Below are 19,016 nucleotides of genomic sequence, written 5' to 3'. Positions count from 1 at the left end.
ATTGATGTAAATGGTATTTAATTATGCTGGTAATACACCGTTGTGATAGATGTTTTGTACATCATCACAATCTTCAAGCATTTCTAAGAACTTTTCAAATTTCTCAACATGCTCTTCAGTAATCTCTGTATCAGTTTGCGGTACGTAAGTGATCTCTTCCACTTCTAATTCAACACCTGGGTAGCTTGCATGCAATGCAATTTTTGCATTGTTGAATTCTGTGTGAGGACAAAATACTGAAATTTTACCGTCTTCACTGACTACATCAACAACGTCAACATCTGCCATCATTAACTCTTCTAATACCGCTTCATCATCTTCGCCAATAAAAACGAATACAGCTTGGTGTTCAAACATGTGAGCTACTGTGCCAGGAGAACCAATTTTTGCACCAGTCTTATTAAAACAGTTACGTACTTCAGTCCAAGTACGATTACCGTTATCAGTTAAACAGTCAACGATTACTGAACAACCACCAGGGCCAAAACCTTCATAGCTTGCACGTTCATAATCTTCACCGCCGCCACCTTTTGCTTTCTCAATTGCACGCTCAATTACGTGTGCAGGTACTTGGTCTTTCTTTGCGCTATCGATTAAACGACGAAGTGATAAGTTACCATCAGGGTCAATACCACCATTTTTGGCACAAACATATATTTCTTTACCATATTTTGAGTAAACTTTAGTTTTAGCGCCGGCCGTTTTTGCCATGTCTAATTTTTTGTTTTGATATGCTCTTCCCATCTGAATGCTCTCTTCTGTGTATGGATTGTCCGGAAAAATATTGGACAGAATTTTAGCGTGTAATGGGCTTTGGTGCTAGGGGATGTAAGGTATTTTACTGAGATAAGTCATTAAAATAGCATAGGAAGAGGATACACTAAGCTAAAAATGCCCATGTTAGCCCCTAAAACGATCATAATATTTAGTTATGCACTAACTCTTTCAATTCGGCTACGTTTAATAAATTATTTTGCATAGACACTTTACTTGCCCCCAATTCACAATGACTACACCATTCTTGGCCTGCTGAATAGACCTGGGTTTCACTGTGTATTGTTTTTACTGCTATTAAATATAAGCTCTCATATGCAGTTTTTAATTTGGCTTTAATATTCTTTAATCTCGCTTGGGCAAGGTCACTATGTGCTCTACAAATCTGCTTTTCTTTGGCTAGCGCTAATCTTTTTTCTCTACGTATCTCGATATTGGTGATTGCATCAGCCTTAGTTTCAGCAAGTTTAAATTTATTGATCATTTTATCGAGAGTCTGAATCTCTTTAATATGTTTTGATTTTTCCTTTTTCAGCTTTTCGATATCACCTTGCAGGTGAAACTCAGTTTTGGTATTGCCAGATGTCCCTATACTGACCGACGTAATACCTTTGTGGCAGGATGTAACTCCACCAATAATTGCACCTTGGGTATAACTGGAATTGTGAACCTCTATTTTACCTAAACATTCGGTACGGCAATGTATTAACTGACTACTAAGCGTTAAGTCTTTTCCGATAGTAAGGTTGGCATATTGCGCAATAGTGCCAATTAAATTGCCATCACAGATGATTTCACAGGTGTAAGTATCATCTTCTTTATTTAAATGACCGATAATAGGCATTTCTACTGTCAGGTCACCACCGCAAATAACTTGAGCAGATTCAATGACGCCCATCACAGTAATATCACCGCTCGCTTTAACTTTCATATTGTCATGAATATCGCCACTAATGACCACAGTACCGTCGTATTCGACATGACCACTTTTATTACTGACTTGCTCTAACAACATCACGTCATCAACTTTAATAAAGCCATCTTGTTCAATGGGAATACCATAATTTTTAGCAATCAGTTGCAGTGGATCTTTAGGATCAATTTGTACATTTTTATGAATGACAAACTCGCTATCTTTACCCTCTATTTGGGGAATTAATTCAGCGGTCACTGTTTTGCCTGGTGTACCAGTTTGTTTAGGTATTTTTTTCATTAATACGGTGCCAGCTTTAACAGTGATTGACTGTCCAAGGTCACGCATATCAACTTTACCGTTCGCTAATAATTTCGGTGCTGGTTTACGATGAGTTTCGGTATTGACTAGTTTAACAAAGGAAGCATCAACACCGTGAATAGGTGCGAGACCATGTGCAATTGTAATTTTAAGGGTTTCACCTGATTTAGCATGTTTACAAGCATTCAGTAAGCCCAGCACATTCTTCGGGACTAGTCCGTACTTTAATCCTAACTCTTGGCATTTAGCTTTAATGATATCAAAGGTAATACTTTGACCACCATAAGCCGTAGTAATACTGGCGCAGGCATCCATTTTGTCTTCTGAAATAGTAATATTTAATTGCGCATCTTGTTTCTCAGCGATCACAATTGGGTCAATCAACACTTTAGAGTCGAGCTGACCATCGGCAAGCATGTTAAATGCATCAATGGCTTGATTGATGCCATCAATATTGATTTTAAATTGCGGTAAAGAGGGGCTTTTTAATAGAGTAAGGATTTCTTCTACAGTAATGTCTGTATCGAGATGGCTGACTTTTAATAATAGAACATTACTATCATCGGATAGTAAGATATGTTGCATGCTTAGTTTGTCCTGAACCATAACACTCCATTAAATTATACATATCAATTTACATCAAAAAAACCTATTACCTTTATCTCAGATGTATCTCAAAAAAGCAAGATTAACTTAATAATATCATTGTTTTATGAGCTACAGGATAAAGCTGAACAGCCAAATTTGTTGGTGGCCCAGTCTGGGCGTTTCATTTCAAACTGCTGATACTTATCTTGCTGTTGATAAGGTGTCTTTAATAGTTCAGCAAGGGTTAATACTCTTGAATAATCACCTTGTTCTGCTAGCTCTATCGCTTCCTGCACTTGGAAATTACGTAAAATATAACAAGGATTAATAGCATCCATTTGTATTTTACGTTGTTGATCATCTTGAACTGTTAATTTTAACCTTTTCTGGTAACGTATTAACCACTCTGATAATTGTTGTAAATAATCTCCAGTTACCTCTTGTTGATTATAAAAGCAGATAGCAAAATGCGCTTGTAATTGTTGCGAATTTTGTGGGCAAGCGCTCGTTGGATAGTCAGCAAGACAACGATAAAACAGTGTCATATCAGTATTGATAGTAGAGAGTACTGTCTCTAGGTCGGTACAAAGTTGTTTATCTGACTCTTTTAAAGTACTTTCATTAAGATCGGTATGTTGAGCAATACCCAATTTTTCACGCATCATCTTCAACCATTTTTCATTGTATAGATGATTGTAATTATTAAAGATTGCTTGCAGTGGCTCAGCTTCATTAATCAGTGGGTAAATGGTATTGGCTAGTTGAAACAGATTCCATTGGCCGATGTAGGCTTGCTGCCCAAAACGATAACGTTTTTCACCTGCATCTGATGTATTCGGTGTCCAGTCTAAGTCGAAGTTATCAATCCAACCATAAGGGCCATAGTCGATGGTTTCGCCAATTAATGACATATTGTCAGTGTTTAACACGCCATGTACAAACCCAACACGCATCCATTCAACAATTAATTGAGCAGTACGTTCACAAAGACTTTCAAACCAGGCTAAGTAAACCGCTTTATCGATAATGCCAGACTCAGGAATTAATGAAGCATAGTCATGTTTAATACAGTAATCTAAGGTTTGTTTTAAGGTATCTAGATCTCCCCTTGAACCGGGTAACTGCAAAGAACCAAAGCGTAGGAAGGAGGGAGACACTCTAGCAACAATGGCACAAGGTTCGTAAGCGGCATGACCATCGTATAGTTTATCGCGTATGACTTGTTCACCTGTGAGAGTTAAGGTCAACGCACGGGTGGTTGGTATGCCCAAGTGATACATAGCTTCGGAGCATAAGTATTCACGTATTGAAGAGCGTAATACGGCCATGCCATCACCACGACGAGAGTAGGGTGTTTTACCTGCTCCTTTTAATTGTAAGGTGACTTGTTGTTGGCTATCAAGCAATTGATATTGACCAAGGTTAATCGCTCGACCATCCCCTAGCTGCCCAGCCCATTGGCCAAATTGATGACCACCATAATTCATCGCATAGGGTTTAATACTTGGATCGTGAAGGTTACCTGAGACTAAGTCTGCAAATTCTTGTGATTGAGTGGCTTGTTCATTAAAGCCTAATTGCGCTGCCAAATTGTGATTACAACAAATAATCTGTGTGGCTTTGGTCGCGCAAGGAGTTACCCATGAGTAAGCTGCGTGTTCAACTGTACGGCAGCGATTACTAGCGTCAGGATCCGCTGGCAATTGTGAAACAAAAGTCGGATGTGCGCTTGGTAATACAGTACTCATGAATACCTCTAATTGTTACTTTTATTTAACAGCAGCGATCACTGAAATCTCTACTAATAAAGCTTCACGTGCCATGCTTGCTTCTACACATGCACGAGCAGGGGCGTGACCTTCAGGTACCCAAGCATCCCAAACTTCATTCATACCAGCAAAGTGTAATGCCATATCTTTAACGTAGACAGTTGCAGATAAGATATGCTCACGTGAACTACCAGATTCGATTAGTAACTGATCTACTTTATCTAACATAGTTTGTGTTTGTTCTTTGATCTCTTTAGTTGCATCAGCACATACTTGACCACATAAGTAGATAGTACCGTTATGTTTTACTACACGGCTCATACGTTGTTTAGTTTGTTGACGTTCAATCATTAGTTTTCTCTTTGTTGGTTATTTAAAAAGAAATAATTGTAACGTGTCAGTACAAAAAGGCGAGTGTTTTAGCTTATGTATTGAAAACAATACAGTTATTGTTTAATAGAAAGTACCTCCCTTGTTGTTAATTATGAAACAGGCCACTTATAAAATAAATACAGGTGTTGAGCGTCATTATTGGATATTGTCACCGTTTTTGACATAAACACGCTCCGGCCTTCCCACTTTTCCGTATTCATTTTCTGCGGTTAACAAACCATTTGCTGAACAATACTCTAAATAGCGTCGAGCAGTGGTTTTACTTATTCCAGTTTCTAACACTAATTTTTCAACAGTAAAACGTATGCCAATATTCTGGGAAAACACGCGTTTGATCGTTTCTAAAGTAATGCTTTCAATACCTTTAGGTAAAGATTGTTGCTGTTTATCTCGTAGCTGCATATTAAATAGCTCATCAATTTGGCGTTGTTCCAAGTTATCGTATGCTTTCATTGCTGTATTTAAGGCTAAAAATCGATTAAGCGTTTCTTGTAAACGTTCATAGGAAACAGGTTTGAGTAAGTAATCAAAACAACCTAATTTCATCGCTGTTTTAATTGTCTCAATTTCATCGGAAGCAGTAACTAATACCACATTGGTTTTGTGCATTGATTTATCTGCAATGAGTTCACGAAACAGGTCAATACCAGTACCATCGGGTAAATAGTTATCCAAGATAATGACATTTGGTTTGTGAATTTTAATCATAGTGCGTGCCATTTGCAGCGTTTCCGCAATACCAATAGGATTGAAACGCGCAGTTTGGCGTAAAATTTCACTGTGCGTTTGTGCAATCTTTGCATCATCTTCAACAATTAATACATCAATGAGATCCATACATCTACCTTTAGCATTTATTAGGGATAAACACAGAGAAAATACAGCCCTGTGGTTCGGCATTATCGACATTGATAAAACCATTTGCATGTGTGACATAACGGTTAACCAAATACAGTCCAATACCATGGCTGCGATTATCATGTTTATGCGTCACACCTTTTTTCCAGATATCATCAATCATCTCTGGGTTTATTCCTGGGCCATTGTCAGTGACTTCAATCACTAAATCATTACCTGCGTTAGTAATCAACACGTTAACTTCAGATTTAACCTCAGGATTGTGCTGAGTAGCATCAAAGGCATTGTCTATTAAGTTACCAATGATCGCGCATAGTTCTGCTTCAGTTAACCTTGAGTTAAGCGAGGATAAGTGGCAAGTAGGATCAAAGATTAATGATATATTTAACTCTTTTGCACGTAACGATTTACCTAGTAACAAGCCAGCCACCTGAGGCAGGTTTACGTGTTGATGAATGAAATCTAGTAACTTTTGTTTGCTGGTATTTTCTTGTGAAATTAGCTGTTGTACTTCATCGAAACGTTGCATTTGAATCAAGCCAGAAATAGTTGCTAAGCGATTAGAAAATTCATGGCGTAGCACACGTAAAGTATCACTATGTTGTTGTACTTGGCTAAGCTCATTAGTCAGGGCATCGATGTCACTTTTTTCCCTAAAGCTTATCACCCAGCCAATTAACTCTGTATTTTTAAAAATAGCAATGCGGCTTGCAATTAAGTAGATATCATTAAATAGGATCACTTCATCTTTAATATTCTCAACTAATGGTTGTCGGAAAAAGAACTCTGAATGTGCTACATACTCAATAATATTTCTAGTTTTTAAATAGCTAATATCATATTCAATCTTAAGTAATTGACGCGCAGAATGGTTAATGGTGAGAAAGTTTCCTTTTCTATCAATAGCAATAACACCTTCGTACACTGAACTTAAAATAGACTTTTGTAAGTTAAGAGCCAGAGCGATCTCTTCTGGCTCCATTTTATTCATTTTGTTTTGAATATGTCGAGAAAACCACCAAGCTGCTATAGAGGTGAGGGCAAGCACACTGAGTATTTCGATCATCAATGGTGTCATATATAGGTCAATCCATTGGTCAAAACGATTTAATAAATAACCAACTGACACAACGCCTATAATATTTTGCTGTTGATCAAAAATAGGTGTTTTACCACGGAACCCATAACCTAAACTGCCTTTCCTTAAACTTGTATAAGACTCTCCACGTTCTAATACTCCTGCGTTGTCGCCACCTGTCATCGGCAAACCGATTCGTTCTTTTACTGGATGTGCTAGTCGAATACCATTTTTATCACCAATCACAATAAAGCTCGCATCAGATATTGTCGCTAGACGGGCAATATTTTTTTGTAATGCAGTTAGGTCATTGCTTTGAATTTGTTTGATTAATGCGGGATCACTGGAGATCTCTTTGGCTTGTATCAGGGCTCGCGTCCCAACTTGGTGTTTAATTGATTTATACAATGTTGTTTCAAAATGCCACACCATCACAGACATCTGTAAAATCACTAATCCAAATAACAACAGGAATATTTTAGTGCGAAAGGTCAATTTAGATAATGAGAAAGGCATGTTTGTTATAGGACCTAATCGTTGTGCAAGTGGCAAGTGTATTGTTTGTTAGTAAATTGAAAAAATCATGTTAATTTAAAAATCTATATAAGCAATCATGCTTTGTCTGTTTTTAGGAGTACCCTCAAATAAATTACTGAAATTAATAAAGAAGCATACATTTAAGTATGCTTCTTAAGTTTATATTTATTAATAACAATCTAGCTACTTTAAGCAGGTTTGTTAACCATCTTAGAACGAATTGTATTAATAAGCGGTAGCAGTACAGACAAAACAGTAACCACTAATAAACCTTGAGCAATACCTGAATCCATAAAGGCAGACAAATCTTGGTTGGAGATACGGTAACCTTGACGGAATGACTGTTCCATTTGACCACCAACAATCGCCGCTAAAATCATTGGTGAAGTTGGTATATCAACACGTGCCATAAGTACACCAGCAATACCTAGAATGATTAAAATATAAAAGTCGACTACCGAAGCACTAATCGCAAAACAACCTACAAAAGCCAAACTTAGTACAATGGGGTAGAGAACCTTTGGTGGAATCGCCAGTAATCTAACCAACACGCCAGCTAACGGTAAATTAACAATCGCAAGAATCACATTAGCAACAAACATACTAGCAATGAGGCCCCAGGCAGTATCTGGATGTTGAGCGAATAATAATGGCCCAGGTTGAATACCCAGCATTAATAATGCCCCCATCATAACCGCAGTTGTACCTGAACCTGGTACACCTAATGATAGCATTGGGATCATTGCACCAATTGAAGCTGCGTTATTAGCTGATTCTGGTGCGGCTAAACCTTCAATTGCACCGTGACCAAATTCCTCTTTATTTTTAGATAATTGTTTTTCATTGTTGTAACACATTAATGAAGCCATAGTGCCACCTGCGCCTGGCAATGCGCCAATGATAAACCCAACTGGTGCACTGCGTAAAATAGGCCATTTAGAACGTTTCCAATCGTCCTTGCTTATCCAAATTTTCTTAAATTTAGTCTGTGCTTTTTTACCACCTTCGCCCAGTGTACTGAAACTTTTAAATACCTCACCCAATGCATAAATACCGATGATAACAACCAAGAAATCGATGCCTGTTTGTAGTTCCAACACACCAAAAGTGAATCGCTGTAAGCCAGATTGTCCATCAATTCCCACTGTTGAAATGGCTAAACCAATACACATAGAAAGGAAACCCTTAAGCATATTGCCCTTAGACATAGATACCGTCATAGAAAGTGCTGCTACCATTAATAAGCAATATTCAGCAGGACCAAATTTAATGGCTAATCCAGCAACAGGCTCTGCCATTAATGTCATTAAAACAGCAGCAATGGTGCCACCGATCAATGAAGCAATCGCTGATATAGCTAATGCCGACTCTGCGCGACCTTTCATGGCCATTGGGTAACCATCGAATGTTGCAGCTAACGCAGCACCATCGCCTGGGGTGTTAATCAAAATAGAGCTTCGAGAACCACCAAACATGGCACCAATGTAAACACCCATCATAGTAATAAGTGATGCAGTAGGGCCCATAGAAAAGGTCATAGGTAATAATATAGCAACGCCTGTAGCAGGGCCAAGACCGGGTAACATACCGATAACCGTACCTAAAATACCGCCGACCAGAATTAAAAATAAATAATAAGGCTGCAGTGCAACACTAAAGCCATCCATTAAACTGCTTAAAATATCCATAGCTGTTTAGTCCTTTAATTAAAAAATGGAAATGGAGGAAGATTAACTGACAACATTTCATTAAAAGTAATGAAGATTGCAACAGCAAATATCAGCGAAATTAACGCACTTTTTTTCCAGAATCCTAGGCCACAAGTAATTGTTAACATGGAGAACATAAATAGGAAGGTACTAATTACATAACCTGCATGTTCAAATAACATGGCATAAAACACACAAAGCAGGGCTGTGGTAGCAACTTTTCTGCGGTCACTTTTACGTTTTGGACTCTCATTCAATAATGCTTTAATGGCTGCAAAAGAAGGTGTCATTCCGCCAGTGATAATCAGCAATAAGCCTATAAATATGGCAATGGCAGAAACAGTCAGAGGAAGGAATATTGCTTCTAACGGATTGCCGAACATAGGCTGAGGTAAACTGTAGGCATAGCCACCGTAAGCAAGACCAAATACGATACTAAATAACCCTGTTAGGCCATCCCAATTGGATTTTATATTTGACATTTTTCACCTCTACCAAATAATCGAGTTTGTTAAGTTATGCCCACACTCGCGTTTAATTGTGTATCGCGCTTATGTTGTTGGCATAACTTTTGGAAAGTAAGCTTTGCTTTTACACAAAGCTTTATTGAGTTTTAAATTGAATTGATATTGATTTGTCAGTAAACGCTGTGGACTATATTTATCGCAGGTTTACTGTTTATATCATTAATAATATTACTGGTTGTTTATCTACCAAATACACTTTTAATCAGCGTTTTGTATTGGGTATTAGTATCACCTAAGAATTCAGTAAACGCTTGTTCGTCTTGGTAAGCATCATCCCAGCCATTACGTTTTAGTGCGGCTTTCCACTCTGGTGTCGCGACCATTTTTTGTAATGCATCATGCCAATATGCAACAGCTTCTTTAGGCATATCTTTAGGGCCAAACAAACCACGCCAGTTTTCGAAAATAACGTCAATACCTTGCTCTTTGACTGTTGGGATTTCAGCAATTAAGCCAGTGCCGATACGTTTGTCTGCGGTTTGCGCTAATGCATGTAATTTGCCACTTTCAACAAGACCTGCAACGTCTCCTAAGCCAGTGGAGATTAGGTCAACGTGTCCACCTAATGCTTGTGCGATTAAACTGCCATTTTGGAAAGACACATAATCAATATTTCGAAGGTTCTCTACACCTGCCGCTTTAGCCACTAACAAAAATTGAATGTGATCCATTGAGCCGGCAGCAGAGGTACCACCAATTTTTACGGATTTAGGATCTTGCTTAAGTGCATCCATTACCTCTTTAATGGTTTTGTATTTTGAGTTTTCCGGTACCACAAATGCAGCATAATCAGTAATAAGTCGTGCAAGGGGAGTTGTATCTTGGTAACTGTATTGCGTGAGCCCAGTTAAATTAGTTAATAGAATAGGAGGTGAATAAACCGAAATAAGGCCGCCTTTACCGCTTTGAGTTTGCATATAAGAAAGGTTAACTGCGCCACCGCCGCCCGGACGATTTACCACAGGCATATTGGCATCAACCAGGCCTGTATCTTTTAAGGTTTTAGCAACAGTACGAATAGTTAAATCCCAACCACCGCCAGCACCGGCAGGGGCAACCATATTAATAGTATGAGGTGGATAATCTGCAGCGATAGCAGAATTGATCGAAATAAGTGAAGTGGTTGCAATCACTATACCTGTAAACATGCTTTTTAATCTAATCATTAACATACATCCTTTGCTTGTTTTCTAAAATAATGAGTATTGAACTAATAAAATTTCAAACTCATTTTGTGTTGCCCAGTTGAGCTGAGGAAACCCTCAATTTCATTTGTTGTGTTAAAACAGTGTTTGTTATTTGTTAAATGAAATAACTGAGGGGGTAGCATACTGATCGTGGAAAATTGGAATTGTGAATTGAGACTATTAACCGCCATTAATCAATGGAGCTTATGGTTTTTATGGTGTTAATTATTTAATCTAAAATAGAGTGGCGAAAATTGGTATTTAAAAACAATGCCTTGCAATGTTGTTTAATGATTTATTAAAAGTTATTTGGGATGATTTTAGAGAACTGAATCTACAGGGGAAACGCTAAGTCTGTGCACGGCGACACATTTATGAGCTATTATTTAATGACTATAAGGCAGTATCAAAAGTGAAAATTAACAAAGTTTTTAGTTAATTGTAAAAACTTAACATATAGATTATCTATTTTGGTTTTTCATATAAAATGCTTCTATCTAGATATTAGGCGCCATTTAGCAGTATGCCTTGGTGCAAATTATCTTAAGTTAATCTCTTTCCAAGGAAAATTTGTATGAAACTTCAAGAACATGTTTATTTAATGGCAGATTATAATCAATGGATGAATCAAAAAGTCTATGAAGCAGCCAGCACTTTATCTCCTGAACAATTACATGAGGATAAAAAGGCCTATTTTGGCTCTGTATTTGCCTCGCTAAATCATATTTGTGTAGCGGATACACTATGGTTAAAGCGTTTCTCTACTGTTTTAGATGGCTATGAGGCTTACATACCAATTGCTGCATTAGCGATGCCTGAGTCCTTAAATGTCTTTTTAGCCAATAACTTTATTGATTTGAAAGACCGTCGCGTATTATTAGATGAAGCCTTATTAGAAATTACTCGTTTATTAACAGATGACGTGTTGCTTCAACCCGTTAGTTACCAAAACAGTAAAGGTGTCTCTGCAAATAAAACATTATTTAACCTATTAATGCATCTGTTTAATCATCAGACTCATCATCGAGGCCAAATTACTACTTTATTGAGTCAATCAAGTATTGATATCGGAATAACAGACCTAGTGTTTATTCAACCAAATGTAAATTAACGCTATCAGTAGATAACGCCTAACGTGATTGCTAGGCGATATGAATGATTAATCTAAAATATTGGAGACATGCCAACAGGTTGGGATTGCAGTAAAATCATACCCGTTAATACGATTAAAATACCGCCGGTTAATTTAATAAAAGTCTTAATATGCTGGCCACTTTTTGAAGGCTTATTAGTTTTATTACCGACAGTCAGGTATCCCTGTATTAATTTAGTCCCTAAGGTTGTCATAACCGCGATACTTGAAGTGGTTAATGCGGTACCAATCGACATGAAAAATGCACTTACAATGCCTAACCAGTACAAACCCAACGTATTAGAAAACAGCAATACCATGATTGCACCCGTACAAGGGCGTAATCCGACACTGAAAATAATCGCTAAATATTCTTTCAGTGAAGAGGCCTTATTAATCTCTGCTGCACCTGCAAAATGTACATGCCCACAACCACAGACATTATCGGGACCATGGTTATGAACGTGCGTTGTAGGCTGATTTTTATTACCAACAGGCGCCATAATAGGTTTAATCGTATTTATTTTGATAGGAGTAGGGCGTGAATAAAAAGACTGAATTAACGATTTTGCATTACGCCAAATAACAATTAAACCTAATATCACCACTGAGTAAAAACTTAACGTGATTAAATTGTTCGCTTCATTATTCACTTCGCGCATGGTGGAGTTAAACAGCATTAATAATACAGAAACGACAACAATGGCAACGATAGCTTGCAATAACGCCGATAAAATAGTCAGTACTAAGCTGATTTTTACCTTTGTCGGATGGGTAGCAAGATAGGTAGTGACAATTAATTTACCGTGGCCAGGGCCAAGAGAGTGCAATATCCCATAAATAAAGGCTAAAGAAACCAGAGATATGCCAGAAGCTAATAATTGAGTTTGTGCAGAATACAAAAGCTCAATAATCTGCTCATTGATGCCTTTCTGCCATTGCATACTAGTAATGATCAACGAAGGCCAAGCTTGCCAGATAGCATATCCAGCACTAATAAAAATCAAGCTTACAAAATATAACCAATGTTTGTTGAACGTAATTTTATTTGTCACTATGTTTCCTTATTTAAGGCAATTAATGATAACCGTTTGAGTAAACAGCTGACCAAGCGCATCATCAGGATCTTCATCAACGCCTAACGACATTGCATAAGAGACTTGCTCTGGTGACGGGTTGGGAGGAATGAGTTCAAAAGAACAACGTTTACTTAATGCTGATGATAATTGAATATCGTTTTTACTATCCCAACTCATATCTACATAATAACTTGGCTCAAAAATAGCGAGTTTTAAAGGTCGATCCGAAATCGCTTTAGGCTTAGAAAGTGGAACATAAAAATCCAATGTCAATTTTGAACCTTTTTGCGTCAATGTACCTTTATTAGAAAAGGCATATTTGATCGGCGTTTCACCATCATAAAAGTAGGTAAAGTAATGCTCTACGTTGATATTTTCCATTACCGAATCTTTTATTTTATTTAACGTCGCCGCTTTATTTTCAGCTGATAAATCTTCTCCATCAAGCATGTAAGCAGAGGTAATTGAATCAAAAGTCCAAGACATAGTGAAGCCAGTGATTTGGCTTTCATTGCCTTCAATTTTTGTTTTCATGTCGATCCATGAGTGGGGATGAGCTTGCGTACTTACAGAAGTAAGTAAACTAACGATGAGAATAAGCGGTAAGAGTTTAAGATTATTTTTCATAGTATATTTTTCTTATTAACTATTACGCATTTATATCACCAACAAAAGTTATGTTATAACATAACAAATATGATTGATGATTGAAATGCTAATTTTAATGCGGTTGTTCATTAAGTCACTATTAACCTAGCAAAGTAGTGGAAATTTAAGCTATATATTGTCTTATTAGGGTTCTAACTTAATATTAAAAAACACCCCTACACAGCTATGTATAAATTACAAAGGTGAAATAGTGGCTAAATAATATTAATTATCTAATGTAGATTCAAATGCAGTAAGACGCTTACGGACAGATAAAAGTTCAACAATGGTTGTCCAAGAGTTCACTAAATATTGGAAGGAGCTGCTTACTTGACCAAAGGCCGTTAGAATTTGTTGCAAAATACCGAAGGTGATCGCGCCGACAACAATAGTCGGTACTAACAGGATAAACACAAAGATATTATCCGCTTGTAAATACAGCATACGCGCTACATTAAAGTACATGTAATGGAAGTATAAACGGAAGTAGTTCTTACGCACATTAGCAAATAACTCATTTAAGGCGATAGGGGTAGCACGATCAGCATTATCCTCGCCGTAAACTAATTCTTTACGAAAGGCCGCTTCAACTTTCTGATTATTAAACTCTAAGCCTGGTAACTTGATACCAATTAATGCCAATAATCCTGTGCCAAAAATTGACCAGAATAAAGCAGCATAGAAAAGAGGATGTGCAATTTCACCAACAATTGGTAATTCAGAAACATAGTCTGACAGCGCCCATAACACAGGTAAGAAAGCAAACAGGGTCATTATCGCATCTACCAAGGCCACACCAAGGTTTTCCATAATAGACGCAAAACGCATAGTATCTTCTTGAATACGTTGTGATGCACCTTCTACATGTCTTAGCTTCTGCCAATGTGACGTGTAGTAATCATTCATCGCGGTACGCCAGCGGAAAATGTAGTGACTGACAAGAAAGCGTGTTGCTACGAAGATAAAAATAGCTAAGAAAGCAATCTGACCAAACACAATTAATAGATCAAATAACTGGCCAGTTGCCGTGCTAGTCGCTTGCGCATCAACCGCTTGTGTCGAGGCATCACTACCAATGGGTTTTAGTAAAGATTGAATTAAATCGAAGAAAGGGCGACGCCAATTATTAATCGCAACGGAGACTTGTACTGAAAAGTACGTGGAAAATAAGATAGTCGACGAACCAATAATTGACCACCATTGCCATTTATGTGGCGATATCTTAAACCACACCAAAGCAAACAGTGCAGTACAAGCAAAGTAGTAAGCATAGAACAGTAAGAATGAGTCAGTGACAAAATGCTTTAAGCCGATAACAGGTTCAGACTGAGAAATATCAAGACCGAGTAACGTGGCCATTTGCTCATTGTATCCATACCAAATACCACAAGTTAATGCCGCGAATATCAATACCGATAAAAAGAATATCTTAGGATTAGGAAAGAACGATTTAAACATAGTTGAGTAAGCCCCTTATTATTTTTGCATTGATTGTACATTGATACCCAAATTCATCATTATATTTTCAATAAAAATTAAGTAAAAGAAGGTGATAGAAGTAAGGACTTAGTTTGCCCTAGATTTGTAGATACCTCATAAAGTAACTTGAAAATAAATAACTGAGGGAGCATGGTATTGAGTGCCAAGATAGATCAGTCAATACCAAGTGGTTTAGTTTGTTCTTTTCGTGAAAAGAGAGAGAATATAGTTTTAGAAATTAGAAACTTAAAGGGTAAAAAATAAGTGTGTTAAGTCTGTTAATTAAGCAAACATAATCGGGTAGCCAGAGGTATCTAACCTCCAACCCCCACACCACCCTGCATGCGGCTCCGCACAGGGCGGTTCATCTTATGATGAGTAGTGAATATTAATCCACAAATCCTTTAAAGATATCAAACCTTGTCTGGCTAAAAACTCATTACTAATCGCTATATTGATCCCTTTGGTTTTCGAACTACGACAAGGTCCTGTACTGGTGATCCCACACGCAGCCGAAAATTGCGGACACCCATTAATTTTGCCGAATTATAATTACTCTTCTACTTGTTAGTGATGTAGTTTTACACGGTAAGAGGTCATTGTTATGACGCAGTCACGTCAATCTCAGATATCGTTATCTGATACCCCTTATTACCATTGTATTTCTCGGTTTGTTCGTCGAGCTTATCTATGTGGAGAAGATAAATACACGGGAATTCATTTACCTAGCTTCTCTGTATTAGCAGATATTTCATGGTTTATGCGTTGTTTAAACGAATTCATTGCGCGTAAAGCCAATAAAAAAGGTGAGTGCTCTGGGGGGATTCGCTGCCATCCATGACGCTCACCCTTCAGGGTAGCTAAAGCTGTTCTAATTTGTTCCGTACAAATTAGTGGGAAGGTCGATTTAAATCTCAAGCATTATCAGACGAAGATGCGCTATTAGCTTGCATGGCTTATGTTGATTTGAATCCAGTGCGAGCAAAAATGAGTGTCTTCATTGTGAAAAGTTTTCCACCCATTCGCGTTTCTGCTTCTGCAATTCTATGACTGAAGGCTGGTACTGTTTTGAAGCGACTGATTATAAGGTCTTTAACATAGACTATTAAATTAGGAGTGAATGTTTCAGCTATCACTCCTCTAACCTAAGCTCCATGAGTATTAACCAACCATTTGATATCATTTTGCTTCTTTGATTTATTAATATTTATTATCAAACATAGGTTTTTTGTACATATTACGCATATGCTGTTCAACACTAATGGGAGGGTATTTGGGTGATTCATTAGGGTCTAAACAAGTTGGTATGCAAGAAACAATATGCTCTGGATTACCAGTAAAGAAAAAAGGCATTGAATATCTTTCTTTACCACTTTTATTAATCACTCGATGTAAAGTCGATTGATACTTATCATTGGTCCAGCGTGAAATCATATCCCCTAAATTGACAATAAAACTTCCTTTAATAGGTTTTGCATCTATCCAATATTCCTGTTTTCGATCCCATACTTGGAGGCCGCCGTTATGATCTTGCAGTAATAATGTTAATCCTCCAAAATCAGTATGAGCACCACACCCTTTTTCATTTGGCAAAGGATTTTCTGGTTGCGGAGGGTAATGTAACATTCGAAGTGTAACTGCGGGTTCATGGTTGAAGGCTGCAAAGTAATTCTTTGGTAAATTGAGAGATAAAGCCAACAGGGACATTAAACTTGTGGCTAATTCAGTCATTTCATTAATATATTGATTTGATGCTTTTTGAAAACACTCGGAGTTGCTCGGCCATTGATTTTTACCATAACCAAATCGTCCTGCTTGCACCATTGGATGGTCATCAGCATACTCAGCACCTAGGTAAAATCCTTCTTTTAGATCTGGGGGTGTTCCTTCTTCAAGTGTTTGATTTTTTATAGCTTCGTAACCACGATCGTTAGGAGATAATGATTTGTCAATTGCCCGTTTTTGATTTTTAGGTAGGCCGAAAAAGAGTTGCATTTGCGCTAATAATTCTGATATCAAAGACTGATCAATACCATGACCAACAATATAGAAAAACCCTTTATCGGAACAAGCTTCCCTAATTTTACTGCATAACTCTTTTTCTAATTCAGGCGTAGCAGTTGAATAACCTGTAATGTCTATTATCGGTAAAGAAGTTGCTAACGCTTCTGTTTTCTTGTTTTCAGTGACCATCATTTTATATCCTCCACAAATGTATAAATACAATAGCAAGGTGAAAGTGCTCTGAATATCGCTATATTTAGGTCACCCTGATGCCAAATTGGCAGCGGAATCTTCAAGTGTTAGTTGTTCGATGGCATGGCTAATTTCCCTTACTAAGAAGTCAACCGCAACAGGTAATGAGCGCTGAGCTCTAACATATAAGCCAAGTTCAGAAAAAATAGTCGATGGGTTGTTTATAGGGATATGTTTTAAACGTCCTTCAAGAATATCCTCCTCAATACCAATTCTAGTCTGAAAAGCAATACCCATCCCTTTTAAAGCGAACTTACGAGATAACTGAACAGAGCTAGATTCAATAATAGAACTTTTGGTGCTAACCCGTTCTTTCAAGGTCAATAACTGCTGATGTATAGAAAGTTGAGATTTACTGAGAATGAGTGGAAAAGGTAAACAGTCTTCATAACTAAGAGCATTTTTTTCTGACAATGGATGGTCGGGCGCAACCACTGCACCAAACTTAAAATTACTTACTTGCACCTGTTGTAGTTCTTTATTCCGCTGTAAATCAAATACTAACCCTATGTCTGCACGACCTTCAATTATTTCATTAGGGATAGACTTTGAACCTGAGACACTAATCCCCACACTTACATTGGGATAGCGTAATTTAAACCTCTGTATTAACTCAGGTAACAAGTCAACGGTTGGCCCTTCAACACTAATAATTTCAATATGTCCTCGTTGCAATCCTTGTAGTGCTTCTAATTCAGAAAACACGCGTTCTGTGTCCTGAAGTACAATACGAACATGTTGTGCAAAGCTTTCCCCTGCAGCGGTTAATATTAACCCTTTTGGTAAGCGTTCAAATAATTGAACACCTAAATCACTTTCAAGTTTTTGAATTTGCCTGCTCACGGCAGACGATGCAATATGGAGTGAACGAGCAGCCTCTCTAATAGAGCCTAATCGGTATACAGCTTCAAAATAATAAATGACAGGGGCGTGATAGCGTCTTCGAGGTTTCAAGTGATTTCCTTAAATTTAATCGCTGCAAAGTACAGTGTATAAACGTTATGGTTATGGCAAAGCCTAATCGTTAGTTATAAGACATAACAACGATTAAGTATATGCAAAATATTTATAAAAAATAGCGAAGGTTGGAGAAAAATAAGTTAATTAACACCATGAATTTATTGTTTTTTGAAAAATCATTTTGCATATAGGTTTATATATGATTTTGAAAAATCATTGGTTTGCGCCTACTTTCGAGAATTAATGGATGTTCGCGTGTACGCGTTATTTAATCAAAGTGAAACGTATCAAATAGAGCAATAAAAACGACGATTAAAACGCAGTAAAGGCCGGTCTAAATTATTTAATAGTAGTGACTTCCACTTTGATGAAAAGAAACAAACGAGTCATTGCCCTGCAGGTAAAGAAATGTGGTTAAGTGTTAAAAATGTCGAAACAGCAGGTCGACATTATGTACGCTACACAGGGTATTTAAAAGATTGCCATGTTTGCCCGTTGTAAACTCAATGCATGATAAAGAAACCCACAAAAACAAGGTCGGCAGGTTCAGTTTGAAATAAATGTATCTGCAAAACCCATCTCATATACTGATAAAATGCGAGTCAAAATAGACAGCAATCCTGACAGGCGAGAATACAGTAAACGGCTTGGCGCCATTGAGCGTGTTTTCGGTAATATTTCGGTGAATAAAGGAATGAATAAATTCACACTGCGGGGGCAAGAGAAAGTGAATGCACAATGGCAAATGTATTGTCTTGTTCATAATATAGAGAAGTTAAGGAATAGTTTACATTAATCCAAGAGCTAA

Annotated in this window: 16 protein-coding genes and 1 pseudogene; 3 read left to right on the top strand and 14 right to left on the bottom strand. The window is 37.4% G+C overall.

Annotated elements, in window-relative coordinates; all coding sequences use genetic code 11:
* Positions 1–21: 21 nt before the first annotated feature.
* From ACLKL2_RS03025 to ACLKL2_RS02985, 9 genes are all read right to left on the bottom strand, one after another.
* On the bottom strand, positions 22–744 hold the full coding sequence (locus ACLKL2_RS03025; RefSeq protein ID WP_413693321.1) for a YebC/PmpR family DNA-binding transcriptional regulator: 723 nt from the start codon (positions 742–744) through the stop codon (positions 22–24).
* Between the two features lie 181 nt (positions 745–925).
* The gene (locus tag ACLKL2_RS03020) at positions 926–2,614 is read right to left on the bottom strand and encodes a DUF342 domain-containing protein (protein ID WP_413693320.1); all 1,689 of its coding nucleotides are present in this window, start codon (positions 2,612–2,614) and stop codon (positions 926–928) included.
* A gap of 104 nt (positions 2,615–2,718) precedes the next feature.
* Complete coding sequence (locus ACLKL2_RS03015; protein WP_413693319.1) at positions 2,719–4,344, bottom strand: protein adenylyltransferase SelO; 1,626 nt, start codon at positions 4,342–4,344, stop codon at positions 2,719–2,721.
* 21 nt (positions 4,345–4,365) lie between these two features.
* The gene (locus tag ACLKL2_RS03010; RefSeq protein WP_113818124.1) at positions 4,366–4,716 is read right to left on the bottom strand and encodes a RidA family protein; all 351 of its coding nucleotides are present in this window, start codon (positions 4,714–4,716) and stop codon (positions 4,366–4,368) included.
* A 177-nt stretch (positions 4,717–4,893) separates the two neighbouring features.
* Positions 4,894–5,595: a response regulator gene (locus ACLKL2_RS03005; protein ID WP_413693318.1), complete on the bottom strand. Its 702-nt coding sequence runs from the start codon at positions 5,593–5,595 to the stop codon at positions 4,894–4,896.
* Between the two features lie 10 nt (positions 5,596–5,605).
* Positions 5,606–7,210: an ATP-binding protein gene (locus tag ACLKL2_RS03000; protein ID WP_413693317.1), complete on the bottom strand. Its 1,605-nt coding sequence runs from the start codon at positions 7,208–7,210 to the stop codon at positions 5,606–5,608.
* A 209-nt stretch (positions 7,211–7,419) separates the two neighbouring features.
* On the bottom strand, positions 7,420–8,919 hold the full coding sequence (locus ACLKL2_RS02995; RefSeq protein WP_413693316.1) for a tripartite tricarboxylate transporter permease: 1,500 nt from the start codon (positions 8,917–8,919) through the stop codon (positions 7,420–7,422).
* Positions 8,920–8,933: 14 nt separating this feature from the next.
* Positions 8,934–9,422: a tripartite tricarboxylate transporter TctB family protein gene (locus tag ACLKL2_RS02990; protein WP_413693315.1), complete on the bottom strand. Its 489-nt coding sequence runs from the start codon at positions 9,420–9,422 to the stop codon at positions 8,934–8,936.
* A 224-nt stretch (positions 9,423–9,646) separates the two neighbouring features.
* Positions 9,647–10,633, bottom strand: a complete 987-nt coding sequence (locus ACLKL2_RS02985; protein WP_413693314.1) for a tripartite tricarboxylate transporter substrate binding protein — start codon at positions 10,631–10,633, stop codon at positions 9,647–9,649.
* A gap of 595 nt (positions 10,634–11,228) precedes the next feature.
* On the opposite strand from ACLKL2_RS02985, the gene ACLKL2_RS02980 reads away from it, so the two are divergent.
* Positions 11,229–11,765: a DinB family protein gene (locus ACLKL2_RS02980; protein WP_413693313.1), complete on the top strand. Its 537-nt coding sequence runs from the start codon at positions 11,229–11,231 to the stop codon at positions 11,763–11,765.
* A 53-nt stretch (positions 11,766–11,818) separates the two neighbouring features.
* Here ACLKL2_RS02980 and ACLKL2_RS02975 read toward each other — a convergent pair whose 3' ends face one another.
* From ACLKL2_RS02975 to sbmA, 3 genes are all read right to left on the bottom strand, one after another.
* Positions 11,819–12,841, bottom strand: a complete 1,023-nt coding sequence (locus tag ACLKL2_RS02975; protein WP_413693312.1) for a nickel/cobalt transporter — start codon at positions 12,839–12,841, stop codon at positions 11,819–11,821.
* A gap of 9 nt (positions 12,842–12,850) precedes the next feature.
* Complete coding sequence (locus tag ACLKL2_RS02970; protein WP_413693311.1) at positions 12,851–13,492, bottom strand: DUF1007 family protein; 642 nt, start codon at positions 13,490–13,492, stop codon at positions 12,851–12,853.
* A 246-nt stretch (positions 13,493–13,738) separates the two neighbouring features.
* The gene (gene sbmA, locus ACLKL2_RS02965; protein WP_413693310.1) at positions 13,739–14,971 is read right to left on the bottom strand and encodes a peptide antibiotic transporter SbmA; all 1,233 of its coding nucleotides are present in this window, start codon (positions 14,969–14,971) and stop codon (positions 13,739–13,741) included.
* 625 nt (positions 14,972–15,596) lie between these two features.
* Between sbmA and ACLKL2_RS02960 the strand changes: the two are divergent.
* Positions 15,597–15,985 (top strand): annotated as a pseudogene (locus tag ACLKL2_RS02960) (hypothetical protein); the annotation flags it as partial.
* Positions 15,986–16,192: 207 nt separating this feature from the next.
* Here the strand turns inward: ACLKL2_RS02960 and ACLKL2_RS02955 are convergent.
* Together ACLKL2_RS02955 and ACLKL2_RS02950 are read right to left on the bottom strand one after the other, a co-directional pair.
* On the bottom strand, positions 16,193–17,188 hold the full coding sequence (locus tag ACLKL2_RS02955; RefSeq protein WP_413693309.1) for an isopenicillin N synthase family dioxygenase: 996 nt from the start codon (positions 17,186–17,188) through the stop codon (positions 16,193–16,195).
* A 69-nt stretch (positions 17,189–17,257) separates the two neighbouring features.
* On the bottom strand, positions 17,258–18,202 hold the full coding sequence (locus ACLKL2_RS02950) for a LysR family transcriptional regulator (RefSeq protein ID WP_413693308.1): 945 nt from the start codon (positions 18,200–18,202) through the stop codon (positions 17,258–17,260).
* A gap of 562 nt (positions 18,203–18,764) precedes the next feature.
* Between ACLKL2_RS02950 and ACLKL2_RS02945 the strand changes: the two genes are divergently transcribed.
* Positions 18,765–19,004: a transposase gene (locus ACLKL2_RS02945; protein WP_413694238.1), complete on the top strand. Its 240-nt coding sequence runs from the start codon at positions 18,765–18,767 to the stop codon at positions 19,002–19,004.
* Positions 19,005–19,016: the final 12 nt, after the last annotated feature.

The sequence above is a fragment of the Psychromonas sp. KJ10-2 genome (assembly GCF_047323255.1).
Taxonomy (GTDB): domain Bacteria; phylum Pseudomonadota; class Gammaproteobacteria; order Enterobacterales; family Psychromonadaceae; genus Psychromonas.
The sequence above is the reverse complement of the archived record's forward strand: the minus strand, read 5'-3'. Positions and strand labels throughout refer to the sequence as shown.

Bases quoted from the DNA above. Each gene is read 5' to 3' on its own strand.
- ACLKL2_RS02970 (WP_413693311.1), bottom strand. From the start codon at position 13,492: ATGAAAAATAATCTTAAACTCTTACCGCTTATTCTCATCGTTAGTTTA.
- ACLKL2_RS02990 (WP_413693315.1), bottom strand. From the start codon at position 9,422: ATGTCAAATATAAAATCCAATTGGGATGGCCTAACAGGGTTATTTAGT.
- ACLKL2_RS03025 (WP_413693321.1), bottom strand. From the start codon at position 744: ATGGGAAGAGCATATCAAAACAAAAAATTAGACATGGCAAAAACGGCC.
- ACLKL2_RS03005 (WP_413693318.1), bottom strand. From the start codon at position 5,595: ATGGATCTCATTGATGTATTAATTGTTGAAGATGATGCAAAGATTGCA.
- sbmA (WP_413693310.1), bottom strand. From the start codon at position 14,971: ATGTTTAAATCGTTCTTTCCTAATCCTAAGATATTCTTTTTATCGGTA.
- ACLKL2_RS03010 (WP_113818124.1), bottom strand. From the start codon at position 4,716: ATGATTGAACGTCAACAAACTAAACAACGTATGAGCCGTGTAGTAAAA.
- ACLKL2_RS02980 (WP_413693313.1), top strand. From the start codon at position 11,229: ATGAAACTTCAAGAACATGTTTATTTAATGGCAGATTATAATCAATGG.
- ACLKL2_RS03020 (WP_413693320.1), bottom strand. From the start codon at position 2,614: ATGGTTCAGGACAAACTAAGCATGCAACATATCTTACTATCCGATGAT.
- ACLKL2_RS03015 (WP_413693319.1), bottom strand. From the start codon at position 4,344: ATGAGTACTGTATTACCAAGCGCACATCCGACTTTTGTTTCACAATTG.
- ACLKL2_RS02995 (WP_413693316.1), bottom strand. From the start codon at position 8,919: ATGGATATTTTAAGCAGTTTAATGGATGGCTTTAGTGTTGCACTGCAG.
- ACLKL2_RS03000 (WP_413693317.1), bottom strand. From the start codon at position 7,210: ATGCCTTTCTCATTATCTAAATTGACCTTTCGCACTAAAATATTCCTG.
- ACLKL2_RS02955 (WP_413693309.1), bottom strand. From the start codon at position 17,188: ATGATGGTCACTGAAAACAAGAAAACAGAAGCGTTAGCAACTTCTTTA.
- ACLKL2_RS02985 (WP_413693314.1), bottom strand. From the start codon at position 10,633: ATGATTAGATTAAAAAGCATGTTTACAGGTATAGTGATTGCAACCACT.